This is a genomic window from Pseudorhodoferax sp. Leaf265 (genome assembly GCF_001422365.1).
In the GTDB taxonomy this organism is placed as follows: domain Bacteria; phylum Pseudomonadota; class Gammaproteobacteria; order Burkholderiales; family Burkholderiaceae_C; genus Pseudorhodoferax.
On the sequence record NZ_LMMT01000022.1, the window covers coordinates 20,657 to 41,275 of the forward strand.

General features: G+C 69.3%; 15 protein-coding genes and 1 tRNA gene. 6 read left to right on the forward strand and 10 right to left on the reverse strand.

Annotation, left to right across the window (positions count from 1 at the left end):
- Position 1: 1 nt before the first annotated feature.
- From ASF45_RS18470 to ASF45_RS18480, 3 genes are read right to left on the reverse strand one after another with little or no spacing between them, the layout of a single operon-like run.
- Positions 2-1,609: a serine hydrolase gene (locus tag ASF45_RS18470; protein ID WP_056665860.1), complete on the reverse strand. Its 1,608-nt coding sequence runs from the start codon at positions 1,607-1,609 to the stop codon at positions 2-4.
- Positions 1,606-2,295, reverse strand: coding sequence for a substrate-binding domain-containing protein (locus ASF45_RS18475; protein ID WP_082551117.1), 690 nt, complete (start codon positions 2,293-2,295; stop codon positions 1,606-1,608). The genes ASF45_RS18470 and ASF45_RS18475 overlap by 4 nt, the downstream gene beginning before the upstream one ends.
- Positions 2,296-2,340: 45 nt before the next feature.
- Complete coding sequence (locus ASF45_RS18480) at positions 2,341-2,757, reverse strand: MarR family winged helix-turn-helix transcriptional regulator (protein ID WP_056665863.1); 417 nt, start codon at positions 2,755-2,757, stop codon at positions 2,341-2,343.
- Positions 2,758-2,997: 240 nt separating this feature from the next.
- On the opposite strand from ASF45_RS18480, the gene ASF45_RS18485 reads away from it, so the two are divergent.
- Both ASF45_RS18485 and ASF45_RS18490 read left to right on the forward strand, forming a co-directional pair.
- Positions 2,998-3,486: a tripartite tricarboxylate transporter TctB family protein gene (locus ASF45_RS18485; RefSeq protein WP_056665866.1), complete on the forward strand. Its 489-nt coding sequence runs from the start codon at positions 2,998-3,000 to the stop codon at positions 3,484-3,486.
- 8 nt (positions 3,487-3,494) lie between these two features.
- Positions 3,495-5,009 (forward strand): tripartite tricarboxylate transporter permease, encoded by a 1,515-nt coding sequence (locus ASF45_RS18490; protein WP_056665869.1) that lies wholly within the window; start codon positions 3,495-3,497, stop codon positions 5,007-5,009.
- A 59-nt stretch (positions 5,010-5,068) separates the two neighbouring features.
- Here the strand turns inward: ASF45_RS18490 and ASF45_RS18495 are convergent, their stop codons facing one another.
- Positions 5,069-7,135 (reverse strand): spermidine synthase, encoded by a 2,067-nt coding sequence (locus tag ASF45_RS18495; RefSeq protein WP_056665872.1) that lies wholly within the window; start codon positions 7,133-7,135, stop codon positions 5,069-5,071.
- Positions 7,136-7,290: 155 nt separating this feature from the next.
- Here ASF45_RS18495 and ASF45_RS18500 point away from each other — a divergent pair, with 155 nt between their 5' ends.
- The 4 genes from ASF45_RS18500 to ASF45_RS18515 all read left to right on the forward strand — a co-directional run bounded on the left by ASF45_RS18500 (position 7,291) and on the right by ASF45_RS18515 (position 14,832).
- Positions 7,291-7,509, forward strand: a complete 219-nt coding sequence (locus ASF45_RS18500) for a hypothetical protein (protein ID WP_056665875.1) — start codon at positions 7,291-7,293, stop codon at positions 7,507-7,509.
- Between the two features lie 34 nt (positions 7,510-7,543).
- Positions 7,544-11,875, forward strand: coding sequence for a DEAD/DEAH box helicase (locus ASF45_RS18505; protein WP_056665878.1), 4,332 nt, complete (start codon positions 7,544-7,546; stop codon positions 11,873-11,875).
- A gap of 586 nt (positions 11,876-12,461) precedes the next feature.
- On the forward strand, positions 12,462-13,481 hold the full coding sequence (locus ASF45_RS18510) for a nucleoid-associated protein (protein ID WP_056665936.1): 1,020 nt from the start codon (positions 12,462-12,464) through the stop codon (positions 13,479-13,481).
- The gene (locus ASF45_RS18515) at positions 13,474-14,832 is read left to right on the forward strand and encodes a hypothetical protein (protein ID WP_056665881.1); all 1,359 of its coding nucleotides are present in this window, start codon (positions 13,474-13,476) and stop codon (positions 14,830-14,832) included. The genes ASF45_RS18510 and ASF45_RS18515 overlap by 8 nt, the downstream gene beginning before the upstream one ends.
- 184 nt (positions 14,833-15,016) lie before the next feature.
- Here ASF45_RS18515 and ASF45_RS35455 read toward each other — a convergent pair whose 3' ends face one another.
- From ASF45_RS35455 to rsmB, 6 genes are all read right to left on the reverse strand, one after another.
- Positions 15,017-15,217: a hypothetical protein gene (locus ASF45_RS35455; protein ID WP_156473086.1), complete on the reverse strand. Its 201-nt coding sequence runs from the start codon at positions 15,215-15,217 to the stop codon at positions 15,017-15,019.
- Between the two features lie 372 nt (positions 15,218-15,589).
- A tRNA-Phe gene (locus ASF45_RS18520) sits at positions 15,590-15,665 on the reverse strand.
- Positions 15,666-15,685: 20 nt separating this feature from the next.
- Positions 15,686-16,390: a response regulator gene (locus ASF45_RS18525; protein WP_056665884.1), complete on the reverse strand. Its 705-nt coding sequence runs from the start codon at positions 16,388-16,390 to the stop codon at positions 15,686-15,688.
- 43 nt (positions 16,391-16,433) lie between these two features.
- Positions 16,434-18,764 (reverse strand): ATP-binding protein, encoded by a 2,331-nt coding sequence (locus tag ASF45_RS18530; protein ID WP_082551118.1) that lies wholly within the window; start codon positions 18,762-18,764, stop codon positions 16,434-16,436.
- On the reverse strand, positions 18,710-19,342 hold the full coding sequence (locus ASF45_RS18535) for a DUF4390 domain-containing protein (protein WP_082551119.1): 633 nt from the start codon (positions 19,340-19,342) through the stop codon (positions 18,710-18,712). The genes ASF45_RS18530 and ASF45_RS18535 overlap by 55 nt, the downstream gene beginning before the upstream one ends.
- Entirely contained in the window at positions 19,293-20,618 is a 1,326-nt protein-coding gene (rsmB, locus tag ASF45_RS18540; protein WP_056665892.1) for a 16S rRNA (cytosine(967)-C(5))-methyltransferase RsmB, read from the reverse strand. Before rsmB ends, ASF45_RS18535 begins: the two co-directional genes overlap by 50 nt.
- Position 20,619: the final 1 nt, after the last annotated feature.

Sequence of the window (20,619 nt, forward strand, 5' to 3'; positions counted from 1 at the left end):
GTCAGGGGATCGCGTCGATGCGCTCGGCGCGGTGCTCGCCGTTCTGATGCAGCACCAGCGCGTCGATGCGGCCATCGGCGTCGCGCACGAACTGCAGCTCGGCCGGCACCACCTCGTAGAAGTAGCGGTCGCGCTGGCCCGGCCGCGCGAACACCGGGAACGCCGGCTGTTGCCCCAGCCGCGCGATCAGCTGGCCGGGCTCGGCGCGGATGCTGAACTCGGCACCGTTGCCCAGGCGGTAGCGACCCACGGCATCGGCCAGGTCTGACTGCGCAGGGATGGCCATGCCCACAGCGCCTGCGCTGCGCAGCGCACGCTGCTCCGAGCCGCCCTGTTGCACCCTGAGCTGTGCCGGTTCGGCCTGGGTGTCGAACTGGAACAGCAGGCCGCGCTCGGGCCGCGCGAAGCGGCCCGCCCCAACGGGCACCAGCGGCGCGAAGCCCAGCCGGCCTCCCCGCGCATACAGCTGGCCTTCGTGCAACAGCACACGGAACGGCGTGCCGTCGCCGCTGCGGTATTCGCCGACCAGGGGCGCCAGTTCGGCCGGCGCCACGGCGACGGGCTCGGAGGGCACAGGGAACAGTGCCGCCAGCACGCGGCCACGCAGCGTGGGCAGGGCCGCGCGTGCATTGCTCGCGCTGGCCGCCAGCACCTGCCGGCCTTCGGGCATCAGCATCCACAGCGTGCGGTAACCGCCGGTCAGACCATCGTGCAGGTACACGCGGCGCTCCGGCGGGCCCAGGATCAGGATGCCGTAGCCGATCTCGCCGCCCGCGTAGCGGCCCAGCGGCGTCAGCAGGCGTTCGGCCGCGGGGCCGAGCGGCCCTTCGCGGCCAGCCAGCAAGGCCTGGCCGAAGCGCAACAGGTCGGCCGTGCTGGAGCGCAGCGCGCCGGCACCGGCGTAGGCATCCATGTCCCACAGCGGGGCCGCGGCTTCGCCCTCGAAAGCCGGCAGCATGCGCGCGCGCTGCGTGGCATCCAGCGTCTGCACGGTGTCGTGCAGGCCCAGGGGCACGGCGATGCGCTCGCGCACCAGCGTCTCCCAAGGCTGGCCGTGGTGCAGGGCCAGCAGGTTGCCGAGCAAGGCCATGCCCAGGTTGCTGTAGCGCGGCGCGCAGGGCGGCTGGCCGGCCAGCACCAGCTGCGGCAGTGCATCCCAGAGCTGCGTGGGCGTCAGCGTGCGGATCTCGGCCACCGCGTCGGGGCCGTCGGCCGCCAGCGTGCGCGGCAGGCAGGCGCTGTGCGTGACCAGCTGGCGCAGCGTGAGCGCGGCCACCGGCGTGCCCTGCGTCTGGCGCGGCAGTCGCTGGCCCAGCGTGTCGTCCAGCGAGAGCTCGCCGCGCTCCACGGCCTGGGCCAGCAGCAGGCCCGTGAACACCTTGCTGACCGAGCCGATCTCGAACAGCGCGTGGTCGGCGTCGATGGCGCGCGCGGGCTGGCTGGCACTGCCGCGCAGGACCTGCGCACCGCGCGCGACCGCGACGACGGCGGCGCCGCGCTCACCGCCCAGCAGCTGCCCGGCCAGACGGTCCGGGTCGGGCAGCTCCGGCAGCGGCTGCGCCAGCACCGCGCCGGTGCACAGCGCGAGCCACCAGGCCCGCAGCCTCAAGCCGGCTCCATGCCCTGGCGCTGCTTGGCCTCGGTGGCGGCCGGCGCGGCGAAGAAGGCCAGCAGCGCACGCGCGGCGTCCGGCTGGCTCGCCATGGCCGCGATGCCGCCCGAGAACACGGTGGTGATCTGCACGGCCGGCGGCAGCGGGCCCAGCAGGGCGATGCCTTGCAGGTGGATCAGCTCGGCCAACTGCTGGAAGCCCAGCGCGGCCTCCCCCTTGGCCACCAGCGAGCCCACGGGCACGCCGGGCGGCGCCTGCACGGTGCGGCTTTGCAACTGCTCGGCAACGCCCCAGCGCTCGAACAGCTTGACCAGTTGCACGCCGCTGGGGCCGGTGGAATAGCTGATGCTGGGTGCGGCCAGCACGGCGGCCTTCAAGGCCTCCTCGCTGGCGATGTCGGGCCGGGGCGCGCCAGCGCGCACGGCCACGGCCACGCCCGAACGCACGATGTCCACGCGGCTGCCGGCGTGCACGGCGCCGCCAGCGATGAGCTTGTCGATGGCGTCCTGCGCCAGCATCACGAGGTCAAAGGGCTCGCCGGCCTGCACGCGCTTGGCGGCATCGACGCCGCCCACCGACTCGAGCGCGATGTCCACCGCGTGGTCTTTCTGGTAGAGCGCGACGAGTTCGGCCAGCACCTGCTTGGTGGCCATCGAGGAAATGATCTTGAGCGTGGAGGCCATGGGCCCGTCTCCTGCAGGGTGTTGACGGGGCGGATTATCGGAGCGTCAACCGCGGATCTTCGCCGCGATGCGCACGGCCTCGTTGAGCGTGGTCAGCTGCTCGGCATGCAGCGCGGCAAGCCGGGCCAGTTTCTGCCGGCCGGCCGGCAGCAGATGCACCTCGACCTGGCGCCGGTCCGTGGCGCTCGCATGGCGCTCGACGAGGCCGGCTTCCTCGCAGCGCGTGACCAGCGCCACCACACCATGCGGCTGGGCCTGCAGGCAGTCCGCCAGCTCGCCGATGGTGGCCCACTCGCGCTCGGCAAAGCCCTGGGTGTGCAGCAGCAGTTGGTACTGCAGCGCCGTGATGCCCTCGGCGCGTGCAGCGTCCTCGCTGAAGCGCAGGAAGCGGCGCAGCTGGTAGCGAAAGTCGGACAGCGCCTCGTAGCGCTGCTTGTCGGTTGCCCCCTTGCGGTCGGCCATGGCGGTCCTCGTCCTCTTCTTTGTCCCGAAATATTAGCAGTGCAAGTCGTACGGAAATCGGTGGAAGTCCCGAGTCGGATGTACGTGAAATTACTCATGTTGTGATGAACTTCACCTCATAACATGATGTATCTGACTGGAACCTGACCCCACGGGTCGTCCGTTCCTGCCGTGGTGTCGCAGCCCTCTTGCCAGTGCCGGCTGCGCCCGTCCCTCCACCCCATTCCTCCCGTCTCACACATGCAGATCAAGAGTCGCAAGGACTTCGTGTCCGGATTGATGTTCATGGGCTTCGGCGCCGCCTTCTCGCTGGGCGCCTTCAACTACACCGTCGGCAATGCCGCGCGCATGGGCCCGGGCTACTTCCCGATGCTGCTGGGGGCGCTGCTGGCCGGCATGGGCGCGTTCGTGTTGCTGGGCTCGCTGCGCTCGCAGCGCACGGACGGCGGCAGGATCGGCGCCATCGCCTGGAAGCCGCTGCTCTACATCGTCGGGGCCAACCTGGCCTTTGGCGTGCTGCTGGGCGGCGTGCCTTCGCTGGGCATCCCGGCCATGGGACTGATCGCGGCGATTTTCGCGGCGGTGATCATCTCCAGCATGGCGGGCAGCCGCTACGTGTTCCGCGGCTCGCTCGTGCTGGCCGTGATCCTGGCCATCGGCAGCTACCTGACCTTCGTGATGGGGCTGAGCCTGCAGTTCCAGGTCTGGCCTTCCTTCATCACGGGCTGAGAAGCACCATGGAACTGCTCGACCACCTCTCGCTCGGCTTCAGCGCGGCTTTCACGCTGCAGAACCTGCTCTACGCCTTCATCGGCTGCCTGCTGGGCACGCTGATCGGCGTGCTGCCCGGCGTCGGCCCGGTGGCCACCATCGCCATGCTGCTGCCCGCCACCTACGCGCTGCCCCCCGTGGCGGCGCTGATCATGTTGGCCGGCATTTACTACGGCTCGCAGTACGGGGGCTCCACCACGGCCATCTTGGTCAACCTGCCCGGCGAATCGTCCTCGGTCGTGACCGTCATCGACGGCCACCAGATGGCCAAGAAGGGCCGGGCCGGCGCGGCGCTCGCGGCGGCCGGCCTGGGCTCGTTCTTCGCGGGCAGCGTGGCCACGCTGGTGCTGGCCGCGTTCGCGCCGCCGCTGACCGAGATCGCTTTCAAGTTCGGCCCGGCCGAGTACTTCTCGCTGATGGTGCTGGGGCTGATCGGCGCCGTGGTGCTGGCCTCGGGCTCGCTGCTCAAGGCCATCAGCATGATCGTGCTGGGCCTGCTGTTCGGCCTGGTCGGCACCGACGTGAACTCGGGCGTGGCGCGTTACAGCTTCGACATCCCCGAACTGACCGACGGCATCAGCTTCATCGCCATCGCCATGGGCGTGTTCGGCTATGGCGAGATCATCGCCAACCTCGGCAAGCCCGAGGAGGAGCGCGAGGTCTTCACCACCAAGCTCAAGGGCATCTGGCCGACGGCGCAGGACTTCAAGGACATGACCCCGGCGATCCTGCGCGGCACGGTGCTGGGCAGCTCCATGGGCATCCTGCCCGGCGGCGGCTCGCTGCTGTCGGCATTCGCCTCGTACGCGCTGGAAAAGAAACTCAAGCTGCGCACCGGCGAAGTGCCGTTCGGCGAAGGCAACATCCGGGGCGTCGCCGGGCCCGAATCGGCCAACAACGCGGGCGCGCAGACCTCGTTCATCCCGCTGTTGACGCTGGGCATCCCCGGCAACGCTGTGATGGCGCTGATGGTGGGCGCGATGACCATCCACAACATCCAGCCGGGCCCGCAGGTCATGACCAGCAACCCGGAACTGTTCTGGGGCCTGATCGCCTCGATGTGGATCGGCAACGCCATGCTGATCATCCTGAACCTGCCGCTGATCGGCATCTGGATCAAGCTGCTGTCCGTGCCCTACCACTGGCTGTTCCCGGCCATCGTGCTGTTCTGCGCCATCGGCGTGTACTCGACCAACAACAACACCTTCGACGTCTGGATGCTGGGCTGGTTCGGCATCCTGGGCTACATCTTCCACAAGCTCGAGTGCGAGCCCGCGCCGCTGCTGCTCGGCCTGATCCTGGGGCCGATGATGGAAGAGAACCTGCGCCGCGCGCTGCTGCTCTCCCGCGGCGACTGGGGCGTGTTCGTCACGCGGCCGATCTCGGCGGCCCTGCTGATCGGTGCGGTGCTGCTGCTGGCCATCGTGCTGCTGCCGGCGGTGCGCAGCAAGCGCGAGGAAGCCTTCGTCGAAGAGGGCTGAGCGCCTGGCCCGCCCCTGCCGGCCCGGCTTCCGCCCAGGAAGCCGGGCCGTTCCTGCGTTCAGAACTTGAGCGTCTTGAACAGGTTGTTGTACTGGTCCGTCCACAGCGGCGCGCCGGGCGTGGCCGGCAACAGCCAGCCGGCCTCCTGCAGGGGGTCGGGGATGCTGCGGCCGACCAGCACCCAGCTCGTGAAGCTCAGGTGGTCCTCGACCGGGCTGTCGTCGACCTGCCAGGCCACCAGGCCATGGGCCTGCGCCAGCTGCGCCACCACGGGCGAGAGGTCCAGGTAGCGGTTGGAAATGTGGAAGGCCACCAGCCCGTCGGGCTTGAGGTGCGCCAGGTACACGCCCAGTGCCTCGCGCGTGAGCAGATGCACCGGGATCGAGTCGCTGGAGAACGCATCGACCGCGATCACGTCGTAGCCGCCCGGCTGGCCTTCGGCCAGCTCGCGCTCCATCGACAGGCGTGCATCGCCCAGCCGCAGCTGAGGCGCGCTGGGCGCATCGGCGATGTAGCGGAACCAGCGCCGCGCGGCCTCGACCACCTGGGCGTCGAGTTCGTAGACGACGTAGTCGTCACCCGCCCGCGCATAGCTCAGCAGCGTGCCGGTGCCCAGGCCCACCGAGCCGACGCGCAGCGGCCCGGCCTCGCCCTTGGTGGCCAGCAGGCGGCCGATGCCGCTGGTCTCTCCGTAGTAGCTGGTCGGCCAGCGGCGCCGGTCGTCGGCCGTGTACTGCTCCCCATGCATGATGGTGCCGTGCAGCAGGCGGCGCACTTCCTCTTCGCCGCTGCCGGCCTGGGTCACGCGCAGCATGCCGTAGGTGTTGCGCACGCTGGCGATGCTGCCCTGGTGCAGCGCGCGCACGTATTGCAGCCCATACCAGCTGACGCCGCCAACGGCCGCCAGCGCCGCTGCCAGCGGCAGCGCGCGCAACGACCAGCGGCCCAGGCCCGCGCGCCAGCCTGCCAGCAGGCCGACCAGCGTGGTGGCCAGCAGCAGGCCCGGCAGTTCCCAGTAGGCCGTCAGCACGCGCGGCGCAGCCAGGCCCACGCCCAGGCCGCCGATCGCGCCGCCCAGCGCCATGCACAGGTAAAAGCGCGTGAGGTGCTGCGGCGCCGGCCGCAACGCTGCCATCTCCCCATGGCAGACCATGCAGACCAGGAACAGCCCGCTGGCGAACAGCGGGATCGCGATGCGGATGTGCAACACGCCGTTGCTGGCCGACAGCGCCCAGGCCATGGCCACGGTCACGGCCAGCGTGGGCAGCAGCCAGAGCCGGCGCGCCACCGGCCCCAGGTACCAGCCGCGTCCGCCGCGGCCTTCGAACACCAGCATGAAGGACAGCAGGTACAGCGCCAGCGGCACGATCCACAGGAACGGGATGGAGGCCACGTTCTGTGTCATGTGCGTGGTCACCGCGAGCAGCAGGGCCGAGGGCAGCATGGCCAGCAGCGTCCACACCGCGTGCCGGCCCAGGCCGGGCACGGGCTCGGTGGCTGGCATGGCATGGTCCGGCGCGGCCGGCGCCCCGGCCCCGGTGGCACGCCAGGCCACACCGGCGCAAGCCAGCGCGAACACCCCATAGGCCACGCTCCAGGCTCGCGACTGGATGCCGCTGTCGAACCAGGGTTCCACCAGGAAGGGATAGGCCAGCAGGGCCGCCAGCGAGCCCGCGTTGGACCAGGCGAACAACCGGTAGACCTGGCGCTGCTGCGTCGGCGCCACGGTCTGGCTGAGCCAGCGCTGCAGCAGCGGCGAGGTGGCGGCCAGCGACATGTAGGGCAGACCTACCGTGACCACCAGCAGCGCCAGGATGCCGCGCGCGGCGTCGGCCTCGCCGGCCGGCTTGAACACGGCGTCGGGCACGATGGGCAGAGTCAGCAGCGCGGCGGACAGCAGGGCCAGGTGCACCACGCGCTGCACGCGCGGCGGCCGCGCCTGCAGCCAGTGGGCGTAGACGTAGCCGGCCAGCAGCGCGCACTGGAAGAACACCATGCTGACCGTCCACACCGCCGAGCTGCCGCCGAACCAGGGAAGGATCTGCTTGGCCAGGATGGGCTGCACGAGGAACAGCAGGAAGCTGGAGAGCACGATGGTGGCGCCGCTGGCGAGAGTGATGAGCATCGGGGGTCCTGGCTGCGAGGTCGGCGCATTCTGCACAGACGGCCGCCGCGACACCGTAGGAGAACACCCACGGCCGGAACGCCTGTCATCCGCTGGCGGGCCGGCGTGCGACGCCCGATGCTGCGACATGGGCATGGTGTCCACAGGAGTCGCGCATGGCACAACAAGCACAGATCACAGGCAAGGTGGAGTACCGCGAGGGCGACGGCCCGCTGATCCCCATCCGCAAGGGGCCGGTGGAGGTCACGGTCACCGACCTGGACGCCACCCTGAGCTGGCAGGACGAGGGCGGCGAGGTGCGCAGCAGCACGGCCATGCCCATCGCCGACTTCAAACGCTACCTGGCCGAAGGGACGATCCAGCTGGCCGGCTGACGCCGCGCAGCGCGCGGTCCACAATCGCCAGCCGATGTCCCTGCGCGCCTTTCACCCTGCCGTCGCGGCCTGGTTCCGCCAGACGTTCCGGCGCGCCACGCCGGCCCAGCGCGCGGCCTGGCCCAGCATCCGCGCCGGACGCCACACGCTGGTGGCCGCGCCTACGGGCTCGGGCAAGACGCTGACGGCCTTTCTCGCGGCGCTGGACGATCTGGTGCGCCAGGGCCTGTCGCCAGCGGGGCTGGCAGATGGCACGCAGGTGGTCTACGTCTCGCCGCTCAAGGCACTGTCCAATGACATCGCGCTGAACCTCACGGCGCCGCTCGAAGGCATCCGCGCCGAACTGGCCGCGCGTGGCCTGGCCGAGCCGGCCATCCGCGTGGCCGTGCGCACGGGCGACACGCCGGCGCGCGAACGCGCGCTGAGCATCCGCCAGCCGCCGCACATCCTGGTCACGACACCCGAATCGCTCTACGTGCTGCTGGGCTCGGCCTCGGGCCGTCGCATGCTGGGCGGCGTGCGCACCGTCATCGTCGACGAGATCCACGCCCTGGCCGCCAACAAGCGCGGCAGCCACCTGGCGCTGTCGCTGGAGCGGCTGCAGCACCTGACCGGCCAGCTGCTCACGCGCATTGGCCTGTCCGCCACGCAGAAGCCCATTGAGGAGGTGGCGCGCTTCCTGGTCGGCGCCGCGGCCGTCGATGCCCAGGGCCGGGCCGATTGCGCCATCGTCGACATCGGCTACGCCAAGCGCCGCGATCTCGGGCTGGAGCTGCCGCCCACGCCGCTGGCCGCCGTGATGTCGAACGCACAGTGGGAGCAAGTCTACGGCCGCGTGGCCGAACTCGCGCTCGCGCACCGCACCACGCTGGTCTTCGTCAACACGCGGCGCATGGCCGAACGCGCCACGCGGCACCTGGCCGAGCGGCTGGGCAAGGAGGCCGTGGCCGCCCACCACGGCAGCCTGTCGCGCGAACTGCGGCTGGACGCCGAGCAGCGCCTGAAGCGCGGCGAACTCCGGCTGCTGGTGGCCACGGCCTCGCTGGAGCTGGGGCTGGACATCGGCGAGATCGACCTGGTCTGCCAGCTCGGCTCGCCGCGCGCAATCTCCACCTTCCTGCAACGCGCGGGCCGCTCCGGCCACGCGGTGGGCGGCGTGCCCAAAGCGCGGTTGTTCCCGCAGTCGCAGGGCGAGCTGCTGGAATGCGCGGCGCTGCTGGACTGCGTGCGCCGCGGCGAGCTCGACACCTTGTCCATCGTGCCGCAGCCGCTGGACGTGCTGGCCCAGCAGATCGTGGCCGAGACCGCTTGCCAGGAGTGGCACGAGGACGCGCTCTACGCGCTGGTGCGCCGCGCCTGGCCCTACGCGGGCTTGCCGCGTGCCGACTTCGACGCCGTGGTGCGCATGCTGGCCGAGGGCACGAGCACGCGCCAGGGCCAGCGCGGCAGCTACGTGCACCGCGATGCCGTGCACCAGCTGCTGCGCGAGCGCAAAGGCGCGCGCATGACGGCGCTGACCTCGGGCGGCACCATCCCCGACGCAGGCGACTACACCGTGCTGCTGGAACCGCAGGCCCAGGCCATCGGCAACGTCAACGAGGACTTCGCCGTCGAGAGCCTCGCCGGCGATGTGTTCCAGCTCGGCAACACGAGCTACCGCATCCTCAAGATCGAGCCCGGCCGCGTGCGCGTGGAGGATGCCCAGGGCGCCGCGCCCAACATCCCGTTCTGGCTGGGCGAGGCGCCGGGCCGCAGCGATGCGCTGTCGCTGGGCGTCTCGCGCTTGCGCGCCGAACTCGCGCAGCGCCTGCGGCCCGAGCCAGCCGCGGCACGTGAGTGGCTGCAACAGGAGCTCGCGCTGGATGAAGACGCCGCCCAGCAGTTGATCGATCCGCTGGACCGCGCGCTGGCCGTGCTGGGCGCTCTGCCCACGCAGCAGTGTGTGGTGCTGGAGCGCTTCTTCGACGCCTCCGGCGGCATGCAGCTGGTGCTGCACGCGCCTTTCGGCAGCCGGCTCAACCGCGCCTGGGGCCTGGCGCTGCGCAAGCGCTTTTGCCGCAGCTTCAACTTCGAGCTGCAGGCTGCGGCCACCGACGACGCCATCGTGCTGTCCCTCTCGACCAGCCACAGCTTTCCGCTCGAGGAGGTGGCGCGCTATCTCCACCCGGCCACGGCGCTGGACGTGCTGGTGCAGGCCGTGCTGGACGCGCCGCTGTTCGGCGTGCGCTGGCGCTGGAACGCCACCACGGCGCTGGCGCTGCCGCGCTTCGCGGGTGGGCGCCGCGTCGCGCCGCAGCTGCAGCGCATGAAGTCCGAGGACCTGCTGGCCGCCGTCTTCCCCGACCAGGTGGCCTGCGCCGAGAACCTGCAGGGCCCGCGCGAGGTGCCCGAGCACCCGCTCGTGGCGCAGACCTTGCGCGACTGCCTGCACGAGGCCATGGACAGCACGGGCTGGCTGCGCGTGCTGCAAGGCTTGTTCGATGGCAGCGTGGCCGTGGTCGCGCGCGACCTGCCCGCCCCCTCGCCGCTGGCGGCCGAGGCCTTGAACGCCAAGCCCTATGCCTTCCTCGACGACGCACCGCTGGAAGAGCGCCGCACCCAGGCCGTGCAGAACCGGCGCTACGCCGACCCCGGGAGCGGCGACACGCTGGGCCAGCTCGATCCCGGCGCCATCGCCAGCGTGCGCGAACAGGCCTGGCCGCAGGCGCGCACGGCCGACGAACTGCACGAGGCGCTCTGCGGCCTGGGCGTGCTGACGGCCGCCGAAGTCGCCGGCGCCGCGCACTGGCCTGGCCTGCTGCAGCAATTGGTGGCCGCCGGCCGCGCCACCAAGCTCGCGCTGGACGGTGGCGCGGCCCTGTGGGTCGCGGCCGAGCGGCTGGCACTGCTGCAGCAGCTGCATCCCAAGGGCCAGGCCATGCCACCGCTGGCGCTGGTGCCGGCCAGCGAGGCCACCGACGTGGACGAGGCCGCCACGGCACTGCTGCGCATGCGCCTGTCCGGCCTGGGCCCGGTCACGCCGGCCCGGCTGGCGGCCGACCTGCAGTTGTCACCCGCCACCGTGCAGGCCGCCCTGGCCGCGCTGCAGCGCGAGGGTTCGGCCATGCAGGGCGTCTTCACGCCTGGCGCGCCCGATCCCGAATGGTGCGAGCGCCACCTGCTCGCGCGCATCCACCGCTACACGCTGCATCAGCTGCGGCGCGAGATCGAACCCGTGGAACCGCGCGACTTCATGCGCTTCCTGTTCGATTGGCAGCACGTGGGCGAGGCCAGCCGCATGCGCGGCCCCGAGGCGCTGGGCGGCCTGCTGGCCCAGCTGGAAGGCTACGAGGCACCCGCCGCGGTTTGGGAGGCCGAGCTGCTGCCCGCGCGGCTGGCCGATTACACCAGCGGCTGGCTGGACGAACTCACGACCGCGGGCCGCAGCCTGTGGGCCCGGCTGCGGCCGGCCGACCCGGGCGGCCGCGGCGGCGGCGCCGTGGCCCTGCGCACTGCGCCCATCGTGCTGCTGCCGCGCCGCCATGCCGGCACCTGGACGCAGCTGGCGCCCATGCCGGCCGGCGAGGCCCAGGCCAGCGGCCGCGCGCGCCGCGTGCTGGACTGGCTGGCCGCGCACGGCGCCTCGTTCTTCGACGAGATCGAGGTGGGCGCGCGGCTGCTGCCGGCCGAGCTCGAGGACGCGCTTGCCGAGCTCGTCGCGCACGGCCAGGTGCATTGCGACAGCACGGCCGGCCTGCGCGCGCTGATGCTGCCGGCCGCCAAGCGCAACGCCGGCGCGCGCCGGCGCCGCGGCGTGGCGCTGTTCGGCGTGCAGGACGCCGGCCGCTGGACCCTGGTGCGGCGCCCCGCGGCCGAACCCACGCCTGCCGCCCAGGCCGAGGGGCTGGAGCATGTCGCCCACGCCCTGCTGCGCCGTTACGGCGTGGTCTGCTGGAACCTGCTGGAGCGCGAGGCGCCCTGGCTGCCGCGCTGGCGCGACCTGGTGCGCGTGTACCGCCGGCTGGAAGCGCGTGGCGAGCTGCGTGGCGGCCGCTTCATCGCGGGCGTGGCCGGCGAGCAGTTCGCGCTGCCCGAGGCCATCGCCGCACTGCGCCAGACGCGGCGCCAGGCCCATGACGGGCAGCTGATCTGCCTGGCCGCCAGCGACCCAGCCAACCTGCTCGGCAGCATCCTGCCCGGCAGCCGCGTGCCGCGCCAGGCCGGTGCGCGCGTGCTGTACCGCGACGGCCTGGCGATTGCCAGCTGGACGGCCGGCCGCATAGAGGCCCTGGTGGCACTCGCGCCGGCCGAGCAGGCCGAGGCCGCGCGCGTGCTGGGTCAGCTGCCGGCGCCACGCCCGCAGCCTGTCCTGTCAGCGTCCGTCTGAGCCAGCCCATCCACGACCTTCATCGGCGCTCCCGAGCCTCGGCCTCATGGAGCCGCACGGCCTGGAGGGTGCTGCGCCAGGCCTGCGCGCAGCACCAAAGACAAAGGCGCTGCAACCTGAAAGATTGCAGCGCCTTGTTTTATTTGGTGGCCTGGGTCGGAATCGAACCAACGACACGCGGATTTTCAATCGGAATCCGCGTGCGCAACGTTACATCTTCCACACGCAACTATCAACATAATCAAGCACTTACAGCGCATCAAACCGCAGTCAAACGCAACCGCTAGCACTTGAACCCGCCGCGATTGCCAGAGCACTGCCAGAACTGGCCCCCTCCTGCATCGCGACGACGTCCAGTTTAGCAAGGCGGCAGTACGGCCATCTAAGGTTGCGCTCCTGGCTTGTGACCATCGTGCCGCGCCAAGCAGCGCACGCGCAGATGGGCGAGAGGCAACAGGCCACATCCTTCGGCCTTCTCTCCAGGAACATCCTCAACGTTGGGAACGTCTCAGCCGGCTGCGCGGTGTTGGGGACGGGACCGAGCCTCGGGTCATGTGACACTTGTAACCAAAGCAAGGGAGAGAACATGACCAAAATTCATGCGGCCATTCTTCATAAACTGACGAAGGAGCCGTTCGGTGCATCGTCGGTGCAGACACGCGACGCCGAGCTGAAGCTGACGCCTCCCGTCGTCAAGCTGGTGAACCAAATCACCGAGCTCTACGGCAGCCGCACCAACAAGAGCTACGGCCGGTTCGACGAGGATGCGCTGAACTACCCGACCTCCACGGTCTTGAGCGAAATCTTCAAAGACGGCAAGACGCCCTTCATCGCGGGTACGAAGAAGCTGATGGCCGTTCTGAACAGCAAGGCGACCCAGGCGCCGGCCTCCAAAGGGGGCTACGTCTTGATGGTTCACGGCCAATCCGACAATGGCGGCAATTGGTTCCTGGTGGCCATCATCAGCAACGTCGCGAGCAGCGCGGTCAAGGAAGATACGCTTGAGATTGAAGAAACCGTCCACGTGGACCTCGACAACGTGCGTGTTGCCGGCCGCGTGAACCTGGACATGTGGCTCGACGGGGGACTGGAGCACCGGTACCTTGGCTTCCTGAAGACCCGTGGCGACGTTGCGGACTACTTCATGTACTTCCTCGGCTGCAAAATTGTCGCCAAGGACTCCGAGGACACCAAGCGGCTGGTTGAGGCTTTGCAAGATTTCGCGCGCAGCGAGAAGCTTGACCAGGCACAGGAGGACGACTTCCTGCGTCGTGCGCATTCGTACTGTATGGAGCGCAAGAAGGCCAAGGAGGCCGTCCACCTCGAGGCGTTGACCAATGCCGCCTGGCCCGATGAGCCGCAGAAGCTTCAGCAAGCGCTCGCCAACGCTGCTGTCGAAATCAATGATGGATTCGTCCCGGACGCGCGTAGCCTCAAACGCCTTCTTCGCTTCCATGGCAAGACGGCGTACTGGACTGTTGACCTTGACCGTCGCGCGCTCGTCAAGAACGAGGCAAGGTACATGAAGAAGACAGGCGAGTTGCTTCTGCGAAATCTGCCTGAAGGTCTGAAGGCCGAACTGGACGCCGAGTACCCAGATGACTGACTTGGTCTGGACTGCCCTCGCCCTCATCGCCAAGGGCTTCAAGCCCCGCGCGCCAGGCGAGATGCGTGGCGAGTTCTTCGTCGCCCAGGACAAGGACCGGTCCGCTATCGAGTTGTGCCTCAACGACTTTGACAACACCGGCCTGACCGTCCGTGGAGACTTGGCAGCCGCTGTCGTTGGCAGGTCGGTCGAGCTGGAGTTCATGCCGAAGCCAGGGTGGGCTTCTGTGTCGGCGACCATGGACGACTTGCTTCAGGAAACGCGCAATCGCATCCGTGCGAAGGAGCGGTACCTGGTGCTCAACACCAAGGAATCATCGGACGACGCACAGGATGAAAAGACCGAGGTTGGGAAGTACCAACTGGTGGTCAAGCTGGTGCAGGCGTTCAAGGAGGTCGCGGGCTTTTTGGACTCGGACGAGCAAAGTCTAGTTTTCATCAGCAACGGCCGCTTTGACCTGCCGGTGAACTACAGCCTCGCCGACCTCAATCAGATGAATGTGGCTGAGGTGCGCGCGCTCACGACGCTGGTTCCCAGTGACACCCACAAGAAGCAATGCGCGGCGATGCTCGCAACGGCGATTGTTGACCTCGTCCGGTCGCAGCCTGCTGCCTCACGCTTTTCTTACCTGCTGAGGCATGCGACCGAACTTCGGACAGCCTACGAGCAGGGGTACAAGATATACGCCGCAGGCTTCTCATACGAGAAGCTCAAGGACACGGTCGAAGCCGCACGTATCGAGTACGTGGGCAAGATTCACAAGGTCCTCTCGGACATCCAAAACCAGCTGTTGGGCATCCCCGTGGCGACCATCATCGTGGCGACGCAGATGAAGGACGCCAAGGGCTTCGGGACTGAATTCTTTGTGAACTCAGCGGTGTTGTTGGGATGCTGGGTCTTTGTGGTCCTGACAGGCCTGCTCATCTGGAACCAGGTTCACACACTGGGTGTCTTGAAGGCAGAAATTGCACGACAGAAACGGCAGCTGGAAAAAGAGTACTTGGCCGTAGCTGGTGGTGTCGGCAATGCCTTCAACACTCTTGCAGCGCGAGCCTTCACGCAAAAGGTCATCTTGCTCGTCGTCGGAGGCTTCCTCGTGGCGGGATTGGTGCTGGCCCACATCTCCTACTTCAAACTGACGCCGGACGCATGGGCACGCATCGTTGGCGATGCGTCCGTGATACAGCAATCTCCCGCACCAGCAGCTTCCGCGGCAGGAAGCGGCGCTACGGCGGCGGCAAGCGCGCCGAGCGCAAGCGCGGCAAGTGACCGAAGGAATTTGCCTTCGACGCCGTCAGCGTCAGCGTCGGCGTCGGCGTCGGCGTCGGCAGCGCCACCGTCGGCGCGCTAGTCGCAGCTTCAAGGGTCTTGACGCCGACACAGAGGATGGCGACGTCAGTCTTTATGACCAGCTCGAAATCGTGAAGGGCCATATCGATGCATCTCAGGGTTCTGATGCCTCGTGTAAGCGTTGATGCGACGCGACTCCTGCTCCGCGCCTTTGAGAAATGGCAGGTGTTCGAAGCCGTAGTCCATCAACGCCTGCGCGACGGTGGTCCTGCTCGGCCCATGCCCAACGGCACCCCCAACTCTCCCCTGGCAGCAATCTTTTCTGCCATCTCCTTCTCGGCAGCTGCCGCGCTGGCTTTCTCGGAGACATAAAAATCTTCGCCGCCGATGCGACGGCGCATCGCCCAGCCGCCGGCTTGTTTGAAGGGTGCTGCATTCTTAGCCATGCAACACCTCCGTGGAGGCGCTGTGCGCAGCGTGCGAGACGAAGACGAGCCGGCTCAGCGCTTGGCTGGCGGGCGACGAAAAGGATGACCTCATGACAACTCCAGAACGTAGGAGTTGCGTGAAGAGGATGATGTTTAGCCGAGCCGCCCCTCAGCTCATCGGGCACACAAAGGTGCCTCGACCGCGCCGATGGGCGCGAGCACCAAGACCGCAATCAGGCGCAAGCAATGCACGCAGAACGCAAGCAGGCGAAGTGGCCGTCTGTCGCATTGACAGATTTGCGCCAGAAACGGGTTCCCACAACGCAAAACGGCGACTACTTTCGTAGCCGCCGTTTCTGCTAAGTCATTGATGCTCAATGACTTTCTGTCTGGTGGCCTGGGTCGGAATCGAACCAACGACACGCGGATTTTCAATCCGCTGCTCTACCAACTGAGCTACCGGGCCGGGGAGCCTATGAGTATATATCAAATCGCGGCACGTTTGCCGCGCGAGAGATCGACGCCCAATTGTTTGAGTTTGCGGTACAGGTGCGTGCGCTCCAGGCCGGTCTTCTCGGCAACGCGTGTCATGGAGCCGCCTTCCTGGGCCAGATGGAATTCGAAGTAGGCCTTCTCGAAGCCGTCGCGCGCTTCACGCAGGGGCTTGTCGAGATCGAAGGTCTGGCGCGCCTGCGGGCCGCTGTCGGCCACCACCACCGCGGGAGCACTGCCCAGCGCCCCGGGCACGGTCACCGCATCGGCCGGCTCGGCCCTGGCCTCGGCCGCGCCAGGGATGGCCACACCCGGCAGGCCCGGCTTGCGCAGCGCATTGCGGGCCAGCGCCTGCTCCACGGCCTTGAGCAACTTTTGCAGCGTGATCGGCTTTTCGAGGAAGGAGTGGGCGCCGATCTTGGTCGCCTCGACCGCCGTGTCGATGGTGGCATGGCCACTCATCATGATGACCGGCATCGTCAGCGTGCCTGCGCTCGACCACTCCTTGAGCAGCGAGACACCATCGGTGTCGGGCATCCAGATGTCCAGCAGCACCAGGTCAGGACGTGCACGTGCGCGGGCTGCGCGGGCCTGGGCCGCGTTCTCGGCCAGCTCGATGTTGTGGCCTTCGTCGTTGAGGATTTCGGAGAGCAGATCCCGAATCCCCAGTTCGTCGTCGACCACGAGTATGTTTGCCATTGTTCAGAAGAAGCGCAGTTGCCGTTTGCCGTCGAGCGGGCGGCTAGGCCACGCCATCGACGGCGAATGATAACGACACTTGCGCGCCGATCACGGCACCATCAACCACGCGGTTCATCAGGTCGATGCGCGCATGGTGTTCGTCGGCGATCTTCTTGACGACCGCAAGGCCCAGTCCGGTGCCGCGCGGCTTGGTCGTCACATAGGGCTCGAACGCGCGCTTGAGCAGGGCTTCGGGAAAGCCCGTGCCCTGGTCGCGCACCGACAGGCGCACGCGCTGCGTTTGTTCCAGCCACTGCGTGCGCAGGCGCACGGCCCCGCCGTCTTCCGCGCTGGCCGCGCGGCCACCGGCCTCGGTGGCGTCCTGCGCGTTCTGCAGCAGGTTGTGGATGACCTGGCGCAGCTGCTCGGCGTCGCCGCGGATGGGGGGGCAGCGTGCGTCCAGGTCCAGCAGCACCGGCACCGCCGCGCCTTCCTGCGGGTACAGCTGCATGACGTTGTGCACCAGCGCATTGAGGTCCAGCGGCTTGAGGTCGGCCGCGGGCAGCCGGGCGTAGTCGCGGAACTCGTTGACCAGCCGCTTGAGCGCATCGACCTGTTCGACGATGGTGCGCACGGACTTGGCCAGCAGCGCGCGTTCGGTCTCGCCCTCGAGCTTGGGTTCGAGCTTCATCTGCAGCCGCTCGGCCGACAGCTGGATCGGCGTGAGCGGGTTCTTGATCTCGTGCGCAAGCCGGCGCGCCACCTCGCCCCAGGCCTGCGCGCGCTGGGCCGAGACGATCTCGGAGATGTCGTCGAACACCAGCAGCCGCGTCTGGTCGGGCAGCTGCGCGCCGCGCGCCAGCAGCACCACCGCATCCTGCGAGAACGCCGACTGCGCGGCATGCAGTTCGAAGGACTGCTGCCAATGGTCCAGGTTGTGGTGCTCGCGGCCTTCGTCGAGTCGCTCGAACTGGGTCTGTACGCTGTGCGCCAGCCCGTCCAGGCCGCCAACCGCGGCCAGCGGCTGGCCTTCGAAGGCGGCCAGCGGCGCGCGCAGGATGCGCGTGGCGCCGGGGTTGGACGAGAGCACGTGGCCGCGCGCGTCGAGCACGATGACGCCGGAAGTCAGATTGTCCAGGATGGTCTGCAGGTTGGCCCGCGCATGGTCGAGCTGCTCCATGCTGTGGTCGGCGGCCTGGCGCGCGTCCAGCAGCTGCTGCGTCATCTCGGCGAACGAGCGCGTGAGGCCGGCCAGCTCGTCGCGGCTTTGCAGCACGGCCTTGGGCGTGAGGTCGCCCGCGGCCACCTGGCGCACGCCATGGGCCAGCAGCAGCAACGGGCGCGCCAGCTGGTTGCCCAGCAGCACAGCGAGCAGCACGGCACCGAACACTGCGAGGAACAGGCTCAGCGTCAGCGTGCCGATGTACATGCGCTGCAGGCCGGTGCGTGCCAGCGCGCGCTCCTGGTACTCGCGGTTGGCCTCCTGCACGGCCAGCGCGTTGTCCACCAACACCTGGGGCAGGCGCTGGCTGGCCTGCAGGAAGCGCGGCTCGGCCAGCAGGCCCACGCTGGCGCTGGGCACCAGCGCCAGGGCCTTGACGCGGCCTTGCGCAGCCACGCCGGGCACCGGATCGTCCAGGCCCTCGACCATGGCGACCACGCGCTGGTTGCGCGCATTGCGCAGTTGCTGGGCCGTGACACGCTCGGGTGTGAGCAGCATGCTGGACGGGCCGGCGCTGGCGATCAGCTGGCCGGTGGCGCTCCACAGCACCACCTCGCTGGCCGCCAGTTGGTCGCGGATGCGCTCCAGTGCCAGCCCGGTAGCCGCATCCGGCACCTCGGCGAGTTGGCCGCTGGCGATGCGGGTCTTGTTGCCCAGGTCGTTGGCCAACACCTCCAGCGTGGTGCGGCCCAGGTTCACGCCCGCATCGAGCGCGCCCTCGACCTTGACGTCGAACCAGCTTTCGATGGAGCGCGAGACGAACTGGTAGGACACGACATAGATGACCAGGCCCGGCACCAGCCCGACCAGGGCGAAGATCGCCGCCAGCTTGACCAGCAGCCGGCTGCCGAAGCGCCCGCGCCGCACGCGGATGGCCAGCCGCACCATGGCCCACAGGATCACGGCGGCCAACACGCTGGCGACCACCACGTTCAGCACGAACAGCCGCGCGTAGTTGCGCTCGTAGAGCTCGCGGTTGTTGGTGGCCTGGGCCAGCAGGAACAACAGCACCAGGCCCAGGCCCAGGATCACGGCGGCCCCGATGCCCATGGCCCAGCGGATCGCACGCGCGCGGCGCGGGTCCACGCCGCCGGCGGCCTGCGGCAGGCCGGTGCTCACTTGCTGCCTTCCGCCGGCAGCTTCACGCTGGCGCTGGCCGCGATGCTCCATTCGGACTGCCCGACCGCACCGATCTGGAACGGCCGCGGCAGCTGCGACACATCCAGCCCGAAGCGAAAGCGCAGCAGGTGCGCGCTGTCGCTGGGGATGTCGGCGGCGCGCGCGATGGGCCAGCGGCCGAAGCGTTGCACGCTGGCCAGCGCCTCGGGCAGCGAATCGAAGGTCTGCGCCAGCGTCACGCCCAGGCCGGAGGTCTCGATGGGCCGTGCGCCGACGTTGAGCCGCCAGCGCCGCGTGAGCGGCTGGTAGGCCAGGCGCATGTGGCGCGTGGCGCTGGCCACGGTCTTGTCGGTCCAGTACCAGCGCTCGCGCACGATCTCGGCCTCGGCCACGAAGAACATGGGGATGCCCTTGTGCAGCGCGTCCTCGACCTGGGCACTGAGCTCGAACTGCACCTCGGCGCTGAGCTCCAGCTCACCGTCCACGCGCTGCACCATGAGCTGGGTGATCGCCGCCGGCCCCGGCGTCGGCGGGTCGGCCTGCGCCCAGGCGCAGGCCAGCAGCAGCGCCAGCCAGACGCTAGCGCGGGCCTTTCTCCAGCAAGCTGTAAAAAAAACCGTCGTTGTCACGCGGACGATTGTCCGGGACGGCCGGCGCACCCGCGGCGCTGCAAGGGATTAAATGGCCGGGCGATGGCAGCAATCGCGCCTCACTGTGGTGCGCAAGAAACGTTTCGATGCGCTCGCGGCCTTCGGCCGGAAACACGGAACAGGTGGCGAACAGCAGCCGGCCGCCCGGTGCCACCAGCGGCCACAGCGCCTGCAGCAGCCGGTCCTGTTGCACCACGAGCTGGGCGATGTCGCTCTCGCGGCGCAGCCAGCGCACGTCGGGGTGGCGCCGCACGATGCCCGAGGCGCTGCAGGGCGCGTCCAGCAAGATGGCGTCGAAGGGCCGGCCGTCCCACCAGGTGGCGACTTCGGCCGCGTCCGCAGCGCGTACCTCGGCCGCCAGGCCCAGGCGCGCCAGGTTCTCGTGGATGCGGGCGCAACGGGCCGGGTCCACGTCCAGCGCGGTCAGCGCGGCGTCGGCGCATTCGAGCAGGTGGGCAGTCTTGCCGCCCGGCGCGGCGCAGGCGTCCAGCAGGCGCAGCGGGCGGTCTGCCGGCCGTGCCAGCCCCTGCAGCAGCAGCGGCGCAGCCAGCTGGGCCGCGGCATCCTGTACCGACCAGGCGCCCTCGGCATAGCCGGGCAGTTCGGGCACCGGGCGTGGGCGCGGCAGCAGCAGGCCCTCGTCGCCGATGGGCTGGGCCGCGATGCCTTCGGCCTGCAGGCGCGCCTGCATGGCAGCCACGGTGCTGCGGCGCCGGTTCACGCGCAGCGTGAGCGGCGCGGCATGGTCGGAGGCCTGCAGCACGGCCTGCCAGTCCTGCGGCCAGTCGCGCTGCATGCGCGCGATCCACCAGCGCGGGTGGTTCCATTGCGCGACCGGATCGCGCGCGCTGGCCGCGACCAGCGCATCGCGCTCGCGCAGGAAACGGCGCAAGCAGGCGTTCACGAAGCCGGACTGCGCGCGCGCGCCACCACGGCGGGCCGCCTCCACGGCCTGGTCGACCAGCGTGAACGGCGTATAGGGCGCTTGCGCTTCGTCCCACACGAGCGCGAGTGCCAGGCACAGCAGCGCATCCACGGCCGGTGCCGGCGGGCGCTTGGCCAGCAGGCTGCGCAGGGCCTCGGCCCGGCCGAGCTGGCGCAAGGCATGGAACAGCAGGGCCTGGGCCGCCGGCCGGAATGCCGGCGCGACGGCGGCCAGCGCGGTGGTCGCGCTCTGGCCGGCGCGCACGGCCTGCAACGCTGTGGCCGTGGCCTGCAATTGCCGCCACAGCGGTGGGGCCTGGGTGGTGTTCAAA

Excerpts from the sequence above, each read along its gene's own strand:
- ASF45_RS18495 (WP_056665872.1), bottom strand. The coding sequence starts at position 7,135 with ATGCTCATCACTCTCGCCAGCGGCGCCACCATCGTGCTCTCCAGCTTC.
- ASF45_RS18510 (WP_056665936.1), top strand. The coding sequence starts at position 12,462 with ATGACCAAAATTCATGCGGCCATTCTTCATAAACTGACGAAGGAGCCG.
- ASF45_RS18485 (WP_056665866.1), top strand. The coding sequence starts at position 2,998 with ATGCAGATCAAGAGTCGCAAGGACTTCGTGTCCGGATTGATGTTCATG.
- ASF45_RS18490 (WP_056665869.1), top strand. The coding sequence starts at position 3,495 with ATGGAACTGCTCGACCACCTCTCGCTCGGCTTCAGCGCGGCTTTCACG.
- ASF45_RS18515 (WP_056665881.1), top strand. The coding sequence starts at position 13,474 with ATGACTGACTTGGTCTGGACTGCCCTCGCCCTCATCGCCAAGGGCTTC.
- ASF45_RS18525 (WP_056665884.1), bottom strand. The coding sequence starts at position 16,390 with ATGGCAAACATACTCGTGGTCGACGACGAACTGGGGATTCGGGATCTG.
- ASF45_RS18505 (WP_056665878.1), top strand. The coding sequence starts at position 7,544 with ATGTCCCTGCGCGCCTTTCACCCTGCCGTCGCGGCCTGGTTCCGCCAG.
- ASF45_RS18475 (WP_082551117.1), bottom strand. The coding sequence starts at position 2,295 with ATGGCCTCCACGCTCAAGATCATTTCCTCGATGGCCACCAAGCAGGTG.
- ASF45_RS35455 (WP_156473086.1), bottom strand. The coding sequence starts at position 15,217 with ATGGCTAAGAATGCAGCACCCTTCAAACAAGCCGGCGGCTGGGCGATG.
- ASF45_RS18500 (WP_056665875.1), top strand. The coding sequence starts at position 7,291 with ATGGCACAACAAGCACAGATCACAGGCAAGGTGGAGTACCGCGAGGGC.
- ASF45_RS18530 (WP_082551118.1), bottom strand. The coding sequence starts at position 18,764 with ATGGAGCATCGCGGCCAGCGCCAGCGTGAAGCTGCCGGCGGAAGGCAG.
- ASF45_RS18480 (WP_056665863.1), bottom strand. The coding sequence starts at position 2,757 with ATGGCCGACCGCAAGGGGGCAACCGACAAGCAGCGCTACGAGGCGCTG.